The organism is Bacillus sp. TH50 (genome assembly GCF_016650565.1).
In the GTDB taxonomy this organism is placed as follows: Bacteria; Bacillota; Bacilli; order Bacillales; family Bacillaceae_G; genus Bacillus_A; species Bacillus_A mycoides.
Window position 1 is genome coordinate 2897328 of sequence record NZ_JAEKFM010000003.1, and the last position, 13414, is coordinate 2910741.

Here is a 13414-nt window from a genome sequence, read left to right on the forward strand (position 1 = left end):
TTTTATGCAAAATAAAAAACTGCCCCTTCCCTGAAAACAAGAAAGGAGCAGTTTGAAAACACGCTCTAAGGTTCTTTCTTATCTCTCAGGATTATTACCTGCAGGATTTGGCACAATTCCGTTATACGGCTGTTGCCAAGGTTTCATCGGGCCTGTCCCTCCACCTTTTCTTGATAAGACTATGCAATTACCGTTGATTTTATAGCAATAATTTCCTGATGTCAAATGGTTTTTCTGAATGTTCTAAATTAAATGAGAGGAATTTAATTTAAACAATAAAAGAAATATATTCCATATTCATTTGAAAAAGACCTTTTAAAAACTCCGATCAATATATAGAATTAAATAAGTGATTTAACCGCGTTAGTTTCAAATTTTCATGAGATTTCAATATATTGAATAAGCCAAACCCTCAAAAAGATACTATATATATTCCATTCATTTCACACTAGCATTTTTAATCCTTTCTACATGAAAACTTACATAACGGAGGTACAACATGACAAATAAAAAGGACATGCACTATATACTCGTCCTATATGGCATTCTTTTAGGCTCTATAGTAGGAGCTATAGTCTGGTTATTTTTAGTTTCAATAAATATCGGAATTCACTTTATTTGGGGATACTTACCTACTCTTTTCTCTTCTCCCCCTTATTACACCATTTGTGTAACAATCATCGGTGGTATTCTCGTTGGTTTAACACAAAAATACTTCGGTACATATCCACGTCTTATGCCCGAAGTGATGGTTGAATATAAAAAAACAGGTAGAATTGAATACAGTTTTGTACATAAAGCTACTTTAACTGCGATTATCGTTTTAATATTTGGAGCTAGTTTAGGACCAGAAGCTGCACTTGTTGGAATTATCGGTGGACTTTGTACATGGGTAGGGGATCGCTTTAAGTTTGCTTTAAAGGGAATGAATGAACTAACAGAGGTTGGAATTGGTGCTACTTTAAGTGTAATTTTTAATGCACCATTATTCGGTTTCTTAGCTCCGAATGAAAATGAGGGTGAGCAAATTAATGAATTTTCGAAAGGAAAAAAAGCAATTGTATATTTAGCTACCACTTTTGCCGGTTTTTCCGTTTACTTATTGCTTAGTAAACTCGATAATCGTGGATCCTTTATTGTTGATTTTGGGGAAGGGTCTCTTTCTATTAATGAATGGATCGCCTTCCTACCACTTGCTAGCATTGGTGCTATAGTTGGTTTCTTTTATTTCAAATTAGAATTCACATTAGAGAAATTAATCCACCCCTTCATTAAATACAAGGTATCACTTGGAATTATAGGCGGTATTTTATTAGGGGTTACAGGAACTTTTCTCCCGTACACTTTATTTTCAGGGGAACATCAATTAAAAGATTTAGTCGTTGAATGGAGCCATTTGTCCTTCTGGGTACTACTTCTTTCAGGGGTTTTAAAATTATGTATTACTGCCGTTTGTTTAAATACGGGTTGGCGCGGCGGACATATTTTCCCAATTATATTTGCTGGATCAAGTATCGGATATGCTATAGCTTCTATTATCCCTATAGATCCAATAGCTTCTGTAGCCATCGTCACGACAGCTATTTCAAGCTATGCATTAAGAAAACCAATAGCTATAACATTACTATTGCTCATGTTTTTCCCGCTCAATTTATTATTACCGATGCTCGGGGCAGCAGCGATTGGGAATGCATTTCCGCTTCCTAAACATAACGAAACTACAAATTAATAAAAATAGGCAGTGGGGACAAAAGTTCCACTGCCTATTTTTATCCCGCTATTTGTGGGCAGTAAGGCTCCCACCTCAAAATCCGGCGAGGGCGTTAGTGGGAGATAACTGCCCGTAAAAGCCCGATTGGTGAAGGCTAATAATCAGTGGGGATGGACAAAACCCCCACTGATTAAAGTTTCACTTTATTATACATGCTGCTTTAATAGTGCGTATAACTCTTCAAAATTATGCACTTCATATGTTGGCATAATCTCGCTATCATTTGATTTCTTTTCTGGATTAAACCAACAAGTATCAATTCCTGCTACATATCCACCTTTAATATCGGCACTTAACGAATCCCCAATAATAAGCCCTTCTTCAGGAGAAAAATTAGGAATCCGTTCAAAAACATAATCAAAATACTCTTTCATCGGCTTTTGGAATCCCGTATCTTCAGAAACAAAAATATCCTTAAACAATGAATGTAATCCTGCATTACGTAAACGTTTATCCTGCGTCTTAGAAATACCGTTTGTCACTACATATAAATCATACTCACTTTGAATTTGATTTATAAATTCAAACGCACCTTGCATTAGTTGGTTTCCTTCTTCTAAGTAGCTGCGATAATTATTTTCGAATAATATCCCATTTACTTCTTCCCCGTACTCTTTAAACAAAATAGAAAATCGTGTATTTACAATTTCATTTCGCGTTATTTCACCTTTTTCAAAAGAACCCCAAAGGCCTTTATTTATTTTTTTATAACGCTCCTCTATTTCATCGGTTAAAAGAAGCCCCTTCTCTTCAAAAAGCATCCGTAAAGCGATTTTCTCAGCCATTTGAAAATCTAACAATGTATCATCTACATCAAATAGCAATGTTTTATATTTTTTCATAAACCCCTCACACTCGCTTTTCTACAAAAATAACTTTACATAAATCGTATCATTCTTCCTTGTAAAAATAATAGGAGATATCTCATACTACAAACAGGGGTGAAAATATGAAAATCAGCAAAAATGAGAAAGAAATTTATCAACACATGCAAATTCACCAATTCCATACTCTTTTTTCCTTTCAGGTCTTGCCATATATAGAAATACATTCTTTTCAAAAAAAAGAGATGATATGTAATGAAGGAGTCGACCTTCCTTACCTCTATTACTTAATTTCCGGGAAAGCAAAAATATATATGAGCCATAAAAATGGGAAAATCTCCTTAATTAATTTTATTCAAGCACCTTCGTTCATTGGGGAATTAGGATTAATTGGCGTAGAATCCGTTACGAAAGCGGTTGAGGTGATTGAAGATTGTATTTGCTTAGCTCTTCCTCTTAAAGATTGTCAGCATCTTTTATTGCAAGATACTACTTTTCTACAGAAACTATGCAAATTTATTGGAGAAAAAACAATTACCCGAACGGAAAATTACGCCAAAAACTATAGTTATCCGTTCGAAAATCGATTAGCTGCGTTTATTCTATTAACCGAACAAAATAATTGCTATACAGAAAAACATACTGAGGTCTCAGAATACTTAAACGTCAGTTACCGCCATCTTTTATATGTATTAAACCAGTTTTGCCAGCAAAATTATTTAAAAAAAGAAGGCCGAACATATTATATACAAGATCGAAATCAATTAGAAAAACTTGCTGATGAGCTAAAAATATAAAGAAACAGCATTAACATGTAAATGTTAATGCTGTTTTTTCGAGTGACGATTATATTTTTAATTAAAATTTACTTGCTACTTTAGCCGCTTCTTCAAGACCTGCAGTAATGATTTCTTCTGCTTTATCTGGGAATTGGTTATGTCCTTCAATAACTACCGTTTCCATATTTGTTGCGCCGAAGAAGCCCATCATGCTCGCTACATATTTAACAGCCATTTCCATTTCAGCTGCTGGTCCTTCAGAATATACGCCGCCGCGTGCATTTAATAACGCAATCTTCTTATCTCCAATAAGCCCAACTGGACCTTCTGGTGTATATTTAAACGTTTTACCAGCACGGTTTAAATAATCAATATACGTGTGTAATACGGCTGGAATCGTTAAGTTCCATAATGGGAAACCGAAAACTACTTTATCAGCTTCTAGAAATTGATTTAAATACTTATCAGCAACTGCTACCACTTTTGCTTCTTCTTCTGTTAAATCAAATCCTCTACCTGCTTTGAATGTACCATTAATCATATCTACGCCTACATATGGTAATTCTTCTTTATATAAATCAAGTTCTACCACTGTATCATTTGGATGCGCTTCTTTATAGTTTGCTAAAAATGCCTCGTATAATTTCACACTAACTGCTTGTTCCGCTGGGCGGTTGTTTGCTTTTACAAATAAAACTGTTGCCATGATTCTTTTCCTCCTACTACTCACTCTTATGTTGTTATATATTACTTACGAAAAAAGGGTACTCCCTTGTAATTGTTGTTGCTTACAAATACATTTTATCTTTATATCAAGACAATTTCGTCCTCACATAGACGTATTTTTCTATAAAAAAAGTCCACCTTCTAAAGGCGAACTAGGTCTTACGACTTTCGTCTTATACAATTCCATTTTTCACCGCATATAATGCTGCTTGTGTGCGATCGGATAAATGTAACTTACTCAAAATACTACTCATATGAGCTTTTACCGTTTTTTCTGTAATAACTAAAACAGAAGCGATTTCTTTATTACTCATGCCTTTCGCCAATAGCTGCAATACTTCATTTTCTCTCGCTGTTAATACATCCACTTGAACGGAAGGTTCTTCTTCTTTCTCTTCCTGTGGTAATGTTTGAGAAAGAAGGGCATTTGCTATATCTGGATGTAATTGAATATTACCTTTATACGCGCTTCGAATAGCTTCAACAAGCTGATCTGGTTCGATATCTTTTAAAATATAACCGCTCGCCCCAGCTTTTAGTGCCGGCAATACATGAGCTTGATCAGAAAAACTAGTCAATACAATTACTTTCACGTTTGGATATTCTTTTTTAATACAAGCTGTTGCCTCAATTCCATCCATCTCAGGCATATATAAATCCATTAATACGACATCCGGACTCGTTTCGCCTACTTTCACTAGCGCCTCTTTCCCATTGTTTGCTTCACCAACTAATTCAAAATCTTCCTGTGTGCTTAGAAAAAATGCTAATCCTTTTAAAACAACTGTATGATCATCAACTAACAATACTTTTATTTTCACAAACTTCCCTCATTTTCACATCATAATGGTACATTTACTTTTATACTCGTTCGTTTCTTACTACTTACAATTTTAATTGTTCCACCAACTAATTCTACTCTTTCACGCATCGTAGTCATACCGAGTGATTTCTTCTCTTTTATATCCTTTTCTACAAACCCATTTCCTTGATCGGCTATTTCTAATGATACATTTTTCTCCGTCACTTTGAAATAAATCGTCGCTTCTCTTACATTCGCATGCTTACTTACGTTATTTAAAGCTTCTTGTCCAATTCGCCATAGCGCTTCTTCTACTACACGCGGCAAATCACGTACACCTGTAACTTGTTCCCGAATTTTCAATCCTAAACTTTCACCATATTGCTTTAAAGCTGGTAATAACCCTTTCTCTAATCCAGCCGGACGGAGCTGCCAAATTAATGTCCTCATTTCCTTTAAGGCACCTTGTGCTAATTCACGCATCTCATACAAAGACTGATCTACCTTTTCATTTTGACCCTTTAAGACAGCTTCAGCGCCTTTCGTCATAAATGTTAATGAAAACAACTTTTGTGAAACAGAATCATGTAAATCTCTAGCTAAACGATTACGCTCTTCCATTCGTACAAGTTCGCGGCGTTTTTCATTTAATCTTAAGTTCTCTATCATTAATGAAATATGATTTGCTAACGCTTGTACTACATCTATCGTATTTATATCAAATTCTCCATTATTAGAACTTACACTTAATACTCCAAATATATGATCTTGAATATGTATCGGAATAGCGATAACTGTCCTATTGGGATGCTCTATATTACCAACCTGACGCTTCGACAAGACAGACTCTTCTTTTTCCAACGCTTCCTGTGCTGTTGCCCTCAAATCATCTTGTAGTTCACCTTTCTTATAAGAAGCTCTCACAGCTAGTTCATTTTCTTCTCTACTAAAGAATACAACTTGCTCCCATAGAAATAAGCTCCCTATTTGCATTACAATCTCTTCTGGTAATGCATTAAATTTATGAATTGTCCTTAAAGCTTGAATAAAGCGTTCTAACTTTACATAATAATGAGCTCTTCTCTTTTCATTTTCATACAGTTTCGTACGCTTTAATGCCGTTCCAATTTGAAAGGCAACTGATTGTAATAGTACTAATTCTTCTTCCGAAAAATGCGTTTTACCTGGGCTAGCTACATTTAACACGCCAAATTCATCTTCTCCCGCTTTTAGCGGTACTGTCGCATGATGTACAATCCCTTCTGTATCTCCCCAGTTGTATTCAATCGCATTATTAATTCTCTTACATTCAATAATATTAACTGCTCGCTCTAGTTTTCCTTCCACAAAGCGGTGTAAGCACCAGCAATTCCCCTCACACATCGGTCGTTTATTTTCGAATTTCAATCCCTCTGGTAATTGGTAATCAATTAACTTTGTATATCTACCATTTTCATCCGCAAGGAAAATCCATCCTGTCGTTAAACCAGTTACATTCAACAGCTTTTCCAGCACAGCTTGAAGTACGTGATATGTATCATTTGAGGTATTCAACGTTTCTGCAATCTCTTTTAATATAACTAATTCATTTGTACGATTCTCTTGAAACATAATTCGTCTCCTACATACAAGATTTTAAATAGTACTTAACATAAATCATCTACTTTTCACTTTGTACTTATTCGTAACATTGATATAATGGTGAAAACATAGTTTTCATTATATCACTTGAGGGGGCTTTCATAATGACATTGAATAAGGCACTTACTATCGCTGGTTCTGACACAAGTGGCGGTGCTGGTATACAAGCAGATTTAAAAACATTCCAAGAACTTGGTGTATACGGAATGACATCTCTTACGACAATCGTAACGATGGATCCACATAACGGTTGGGCACATAACGTATTCCCAATCCCAGCTTCTACATTAAAACCACAATTAGAAACGACAATTGAAGGCGTTGGTGTAGATGCTTTAAAAACGGGTATGCTTGGATCAGTAGAAATTATCGAAATGGTTGCGGAAACAATTGAAAAGCACAATTTCGAAAATGTAGTAGTTGATCCTGTTATGGTATGTAAAGGAGCGGATGAAGCGTTACATCCTGAAACAAATGACTGCTTACGTGACGTTCTTGTTCCAAAGGCATTAGTCGTAACGCCTAACTTATTTGAAGCATATCAATTAAGTGGTGTGAAAATTAATTCTCTTGAGGACATGAAAGAAGCTGCAAAAAAAATCCATGCTTTAGGCGCTAAATACGTACTGATTAAAGGTGGTAGCAAACTAGGCACAGAAACTGCTATTGATGTGTTATATGACGGCGAAACATTCGATCTTCTAGAATCAGAAAAGATTGATACGACAAATACACACGGTGCAGGTTGTACATATTCTGCTGCAATTACAGCAGAACTTGCAAAAGGAAAAACGGTGAAAGAAGCAGTAAAAACTGCGAAAGAATTCATCACAGCTGCAATTCGTCATTCATTTAAGATTAACGAATATGTAGGACCAACACATCACGGTGCATACCGCAAATTCGTTGCACCGAAAGAACTTGTCTAACATAACGCTTTTTATTAATAAATTTAAAAATAGATTAAAACCCACAGAACATTTATTGTTCTGTGGGTTTTAATTACTTTACAGAAATCTTTTAAAGTACTCCCCGAATTCCTATGATGCTGAACTAACCTTGTTTCTACCATTTCTTTTTGAATAATATAACGCATCATCCGCTGATTGAATAAATTGCTCAGGTGATTTTTTATATTCTGAAAGCCCAACAGAAACTGTAATTTTAATTTTTCCCCCATTTTGCAGTTGAAATGAATGCTTTTCAACTGCTAGTCGAATTTGTTCCCCTATACGAGTTCCAAATGCTACTCTCTTTTTTGGTAACAACAGAGCAAACTCTTCGCCACCTTTTCGAAAGACTAAATTTGGGAATGGTGCATTCTCTAACAAAATACGCCCTAGTTGTTTTAACACTTCATCTCCAGCAGGATGACCGTACGTATCATTTACATACTTAAAGTGATCAATATCGATAAGTAATAAACAAAGTGAATCATTTTTCATATGCTTACTATCAATATGACGATTCATCTCAAAATCAAACTGTCTTACATTTCCTAGATTCGTTAATGCATCTATCGTTGCATAATGCTTCATCGTTTGAAATAATTCATTGGATTGCAATATGTAACTTGCACTTACAAATGTGATATATGCCGCTACAATACAACAAATTAAATATAATACCACTACATATATATCCTTAAATAAAATATAAAGTGGTAGTATTAAAATAGACAAACTGTACACATTAAACCATATCCATTTTGTAAATATAGAAATCTTCATCCGCCAAATGAGAGTAATGCCAATCCCTATTGCCACGATAGTATAGCAAGCCAATTCAGAGGCTAAAGAATACTCAGTAAAAAATACCCGCGTTATTAAAATAATCATAACAGTTATACTACTAGCTATTGGGCCACCAATTATAATTGCCAAAACAACAGCTAAATAACGTAAATCCAACATAATATCTTCAATATGCACACCAAAATGCATCAACAATATACTCAATATTCCAGTTAAAATACCGACCAAACATTTCTGCCAAAAAGAGAATCCTTCTTTTAATGGCTTATCTCTTAAAAGCTGAGCACCCACAAAGATAAAGGACAGAATAATTGTCATATTTACAAATAGATCTCTGAACATAAAATAATCTCCCTACTTTTTCTTTTCCATCTATCCCTTTCTATATGTTATTGTATTACGAAATCCCTATAATTCCCAAACTTTTTATTTTATTGTTCCACGTGGAACAGCAAAATAAAAAAGGAGACGAAATTTCGTCTCCTTTTTTAACAACATCGTGATATCTTTCCGCCTTTTGCATTAAATCTAGCTTCTTGTGCCTCAGCAAAAAATTGCTTTTGACATAGAATTTTCTCTTCTGGATGATTTATTTTCATGTGATTTACATATGTTTCATAACTTGGAACTCCGACAAGTAAACTAATAAATTGCTTTCTCTTTCCCCATACGTTCCGTAAATTTTTAAGCATAGTTCCTCGACTCACTTTCATCTTTTGGAATATATGGTGCCTCTTTTAATGGCATTGGCTTATTTCTTAATACTTGAATCCAAATTCGAAGTGCAGAAATTAATACAGCAATTACAACTATCATAAAAATTCCACAAAGTGCCGCATCAATATAGTCATTAAAAATAATTTGTTTCATTTGCGCAACATTTTTAGCTGGAGCTAATACCTTACCATCATCTAATGCTCCCTGAAATACTTTCGCATGTGATAGAAATCCTATTTTAGGATTTTCATGAAATAACTTTTGATAACCAGCTGTCATCGTTACAATAAGTAATCCTATAGTCGGAATAAGCGTTACCCAAACGTATGCCTTTTTCCCCATTTTGAATAAAATTGTCGTTCCAAGTAATAGTGCAATCCCCGCTAACATTTGATTTGCAATACCGAAAAGTGGCCATAGCGTATTAATTCCACCGAGAGGGTCAACCACCCCTTGATATAAGAAGTACCCCCAGCCTAATACGCATAACGTTGTAGCAACCACATTCGCTATTGTGGAATCTGTTTTCGCAAACGGCTTGTACACATGCCCTAAAATATCTTGAATCATAAATCGTCCTACACGTGTTCCAGCATCAATCGTTGTTAAAATAAATAGTGCTTCAAAAAGAATGGCAAAATGGTACCAAAATGCCATCATCGCCGTTCCACCTATTACTTGTGAAAATATATGTGCCATACCAATTGCTAATGTTGGTGCGCCACCTGTACGTGATAAAATGGTCTGTTCTCCGACGTTAACAGCAAGTTCTTTTAATTCATTCGGTGTAATAGCAAATCCCCACGAAGAAATAACTTGAGCCGCTTGTGATACATCTGTTCCGATCAGTGCTGCTGGACTATTAATTGCAAAATAAGTTCCTGGTGTTAATACACAAGCTGCAATCATAGCCATCGCTGCTACAAATGATTCCATTAACATTGCCCCATAACCAATTGGCTGTGCATGACCTTCTTGCTCAATCATTTTCGGCGTCGTACCTGATGAAACGAGAGCGTGGAATCCAGAGACAGCACCGCAAGCTATTGTAATAAATAAGAACGGAAATAAATTCCCGGAGAAAACAGGTCCTGTTCCATCAATAAACTTAGATACTGCCGGCATCTTCAAATCTGGAGCTACAATTAAAATACCAATTGCTAATCCAAGTATCGTTCCTATTTTTAAAAATGTACTTAAATAATCACGTGGTGCAAGGAGCATCCAAACTGGTAATGCCGATGCAATGAATCCATATACGATAAGCATAATAGCAATTGTTTCACCACTAAAAGTAAACATACTTGCAAGTGTTGGATTTTCTGCTACATACTGTCCACCAATAAGCGATAGGACTAGTAGAACAATACCGATTACTGATCCTTCCCCTACTCGCCCTGGTCTAATGTAACGCATGTAAACTCCCATTAAAATAGCAATTGGAATTGTTGCTGCGATTGTAAACATTCCCCATGGGCTTCCAACAAGTGCCTTCACAACTACTAAAGCTAATACTGCTAATAAAATGATCATAATACCTAAAATACCAATCATCGCAATTAATCCTGTAACAGGACCAATTTCATCTTTAATCATTTCTCCTAATGATTTACCATTACGTCTCATTGAAGCAAATAAAATTACAAAATCTTGTACAGCTCCGGCAATAACTACCCCAACAATAATCCAAATAGTCCCAGGTAAATACCCCATCTGCGCCGCCAAAATTGGTCCTACTAAAGGACCTGCCCCTGCAATCGCAGCGAAGTGATGTCCGAATAAAACCCATTTATTTGTTGGAACATAATCCTTCCCATCATTTAACGTATGAGCAGGCGTTTGCCTATTATTATCTAGGCCAAAAACTTTCCTTGCTATAAATCTACTATAAAAGCGATAAGCAATCGCATACACTGATACAGCAGCAACTAATAGCCATACAGCATTAATTGTCTCACCTTGTGATAAAGCTATTACACCAAAAGCAGATGCTCCTACTGCTGCAATAACTCCCCAAAGTAAAATTGATTTCAATGTTTTCACGTACAATCCCCCCATTACTACTTCTTAGAGGAGATTGTACTAAATTTTCTGAATATTTAATTTGAATCCTCCTTATCATGAAGGATTTCTAGGCTATTATGTTAAAATTCTCTCATTACTTGTCATAGCTCAATTTTATTTCGAAGCCGTTTTACATAATTACGGCTTACTGGAATCGGTTGCTCATCGTACCTGTCTAAATGCAAATTATACGTGCCATTATAATAAGGTTTAAGTTCTTGTACATATGACATATTAATTAAATAGCTTTTATGTACACGTAAAAAATCATATGCATTTAGTTTATTTTCTAATTCCTGGAGTGTGTATGTTGAAATATACTGATTATTCGTTGTATAAATTGAAACGGTTTTGTTTTCCTTATTTTTACTAATATATACAATATCCTCCGGGAGAATATATCTAATCCCCTCATGGCCTTCTATCGGCAGTTTACGCAGATGACTCTTTGCTTTCTCACCTTGTTCTTTTCCCATTTTATATAAAATGAATTGTAAATCTTCTTCACGAAATGGTCGTAATAAATAATAAAACGCTTGGAAACGAAAAGCTGTAATTGCCTCTTCTATATCCTCACCAATAAAAATAAATTTCGTATAACAATTCACTTCTCGTAGCAAACTCGAATATTCAAAACCAGTACCATCCATTAATTGCGAATTTAAAAAAACAAAATCAGGTGTATGTTTTTTCATTATTAGCAAAGATTCTGTTCCAGTTTTCGCTTCAAAACATTCTACATTTCGAATGTTTTCAGTAAAGTTCTCAACTAATTTTCTTCGCTCTTCTGTTTCTTCCATGATAAGTAAGATTTTCATTTATCCAGCCACCTAATTCCTTTGTCCATATGTCTTGTTGTATACATTCGCTTTAGTAAGAAACATTCCCTTTTTCTTACTATACCATTATTTATCTAAAAAAACAGAAAAAAGGAAACCACTTTGGTTCCCCTTTTCTTTTATCCCGATTGGTGCGGGCTAATAATCAGTGGTTGATGGACAAAACACCACTGATTAAGGTTTCTCTTTATACTAATTCCCTCTGTTTCGTTTCTTGACCAAGTATAACTACAGCAAGTGCCCCAATTAAAATTGATCCACAGAAAATCGTAAATATTAGCGATAGTGAAGCTTGTGAAGCAACTAAATACCCTACTAATAGTGGTCCAAGAATACCACCAATACGCCCAAATGCAGCTGCCATTCCTGCACCTGTACCGCGAATAGTTGTTGGATACTGTTCCGGTGTATAAGCGTATAATGCACCCCAAGCACCTAAATTAAAGAAGGATAGTAACATACCCGCCACTATTAATGCTGTTAATGAATCCGCAATTCCGAACACATAAGCACTACATGCTGTACCAATTAAATACGTAACCAATACAAATTTACGACCAAGACGTTCAATAAACCATGCAGCTGTGAAATATCCTGGAAGTTGAGCTAAAGTCATAATGAGTACGTACTGAAAACTTTTTATTAAACTAAAGCCTTTCAGTACCATTACACTAGGTAACCAAAGGAACATTCCATAATAGGAAAAGACCACACAAAACCATAGAATCCATAACATAATTGTTGCTTTACGATATTCTCCAGACCAAACCGATTTTATATTTTCAATAACAGATGGCCTTTTTGCAACCTTTTGGAACCTTGGAGAATCGGGTAAATTCCATCTTAAATATAAAGCATATAACGCTGGAACTGCACTTATTACCATAGCAACTTCCCAACCGTATTTAGGAATAACAAAATATGAGATAAGAGCTGCAATTAACCAACCACCGGCCCAAAAGCTTTCTAATAGTACAACTATTTTTCCACGTTCGTGCGCTTCAACACTTTCTGATACAAGAGTAGATGCAACTGGAAGTTCCCCGCCAAGTCCCATACCAATTAAAAAGCGTAAAACGAGGAACATCGCGAATGTCGTCGTTAAAGCAGTTAAACCACTACCGATAGAAAATAGTAATAATGTAATAATAAAGACTGATTTCCGTCCTATTTTATCTGATAGTATCCCAAAAAGGAGCGCTCCTACTGCCATACCAATTGAATTAACGCTACCTATCCAACCCATTTCTTGAGTACTTAATCCCCAATCTTTTTGGAGTGCTACGATTACAAATGAAAGCATTCCAACATCCATTGCATCAAATAGCCAGCCAAGCCCTGCTATACCAAGTAGCTTTCGCTTCGAAATTTCTTTTACCTTGCTCACAAGAAGTCCTCCTTACACAGCTGTCTTTACACATCATTTTACATGTGTATATTTAATAAGTAAAATACTTTCTTATAAAAAATTCTCCTTCATCATTCCCAAAAAGTAAA

12 protein-coding genes and 1 riboswitch are annotated in these 13414 nt (G+C 35.4%); of the genes, 3 read left to right on the plus strand and 9 right to left on the minus strand.

Annotated elements, in window-relative coordinates:
- Positions 1-75: 75 nt before the first annotated feature.
- Positions 76-180: riboswitch (SAM riboswitch) on the minus strand.
- Positions 181-499: 319 nt separating this feature from the next.
- Positions 500-1729 (plus strand): chloride channel protein, encoded by a 1230-nt coding sequence (locus JFU23_RS15100; protein WP_201032200.1) that lies wholly within the window; start codon positions 500-502, stop codon positions 1727-1729.
- A gap of 188 nt (positions 1730-1917) precedes the next feature.
- Here JFU23_RS15100 and JFU23_RS15105 read toward each other — a convergent pair whose 3' ends face one another.
- Positions 1918-2613, minus strand: a complete 696-nt coding sequence (locus JFU23_RS15105; protein WP_201032201.1) for a YjjG family noncanonical pyrimidine nucleotidase — start codon at positions 2611-2613, stop codon at positions 1918-1920.
- Between the two features lie 107 nt (positions 2614-2720).
- Here JFU23_RS15105 and JFU23_RS15110 point away from each other — a divergent pair, with 107 nt between their 5' ends.
- Complete coding sequence (locus tag JFU23_RS15110) at positions 2721-3392, plus strand: transcriptional regulator YeiL (RefSeq protein WP_201032202.1); 672 nt, start codon at positions 2721-2723, stop codon at positions 3390-3392.
- Positions 3393-3453: 61 nt separating this feature from the next.
- Here JFU23_RS15110 and JFU23_RS15115 read toward each other — a convergent pair whose 3' ends face one another.
- The 3 genes from JFU23_RS15115 to JFU23_RS15125 form a co-directional block, all read right to left on the minus strand.
- Positions 3454-4080, minus strand: coding sequence for an FMN-dependent NADH-azoreductase (locus JFU23_RS15115; RefSeq protein WP_201032203.1), 627 nt, complete (start codon positions 4078-4080; stop codon positions 3454-3456).
- A 193-nt stretch (positions 4081-4273) separates the two neighbouring features.
- The gene (locus tag JFU23_RS15120; protein WP_002016393.1) at positions 4274-4921 is read right to left on the minus strand and encodes a response regulator; all 648 of its coding nucleotides are present in this window, start codon (positions 4919-4921) and stop codon (positions 4274-4276) included.
- A 20-nt stretch (positions 4922-4941) separates the two neighbouring features.
- A complete protein-coding gene (locus JFU23_RS15125) occupies positions 4942-6513 on the minus strand; it encodes a GAF domain-containing sensor histidine kinase (RefSeq protein ID WP_201032204.1) in 1572 nt (523 codons plus the stop codon).
- A 134-nt stretch (positions 6514-6647) separates the two neighbouring features.
- Between JFU23_RS15125 and pdxK the strand changes: the two genes are divergently transcribed.
- The gene (gene pdxK, locus JFU23_RS15130; RefSeq protein ID WP_002016397.1) at positions 6648-7472 is read left to right on the plus strand and encodes a pyridoxine/pyridoxal/pyridoxamine kinase; all 825 of its coding nucleotides are present in this window, start codon (positions 6648-6650) and stop codon (positions 7470-7472) included.
- Between the two features lie 111 nt (positions 7473-7583).
- Here pdxK and JFU23_RS15135 read toward each other — a convergent pair whose 3' ends face one another.
- The 5 genes from JFU23_RS15135 to JFU23_RS15155 all read right to left on the minus strand — a co-directional run bounded on the left by JFU23_RS15135 (position 7584) and on the right by JFU23_RS15155 (position 13304).
- On the minus strand, positions 7584-8639 hold the full coding sequence (locus JFU23_RS15135) for a diguanylate cyclase (RefSeq protein ID WP_088293201.1): 1056 nt from the start codon (positions 8637-8639) through the stop codon (positions 7584-7586).
- A gap of 146 nt (positions 8640-8785) precedes the next feature.
- Positions 8786-8989, minus strand: coding sequence for a YbdD/YjiX family protein (locus tag JFU23_RS15140; protein ID WP_002130134.1), 204 nt, complete (start codon positions 8987-8989; stop codon positions 8786-8788).
- A complete protein-coding gene (gene cstA / locus JFU23_RS15145) occupies positions 8982-11057 on the minus strand; it encodes a carbon starvation protein CstA (RefSeq protein WP_002089870.1) in 2076 nt (691 codons plus the stop codon). The genes JFU23_RS15140 and cstA overlap by 8 nt, the downstream gene beginning before the upstream one ends.
- 122 nt (positions 11058-11179) lie before the next feature.
- Positions 11180-11896 (minus strand): LytR/AlgR family response regulator transcription factor, encoded by a 717-nt coding sequence (locus JFU23_RS15150; RefSeq protein ID WP_002089871.1) that lies wholly within the window; start codon positions 11894-11896, stop codon positions 11180-11182.
- A gap of 208 nt (positions 11897-12104) precedes the next feature.
- Entirely contained in the window at positions 12105-13304 is a 1200-nt protein-coding gene (locus JFU23_RS15155) for an MFS transporter (protein WP_002138953.1), read from the minus strand.
- Positions 13305-13414: the final 110 nt, after the last annotated feature.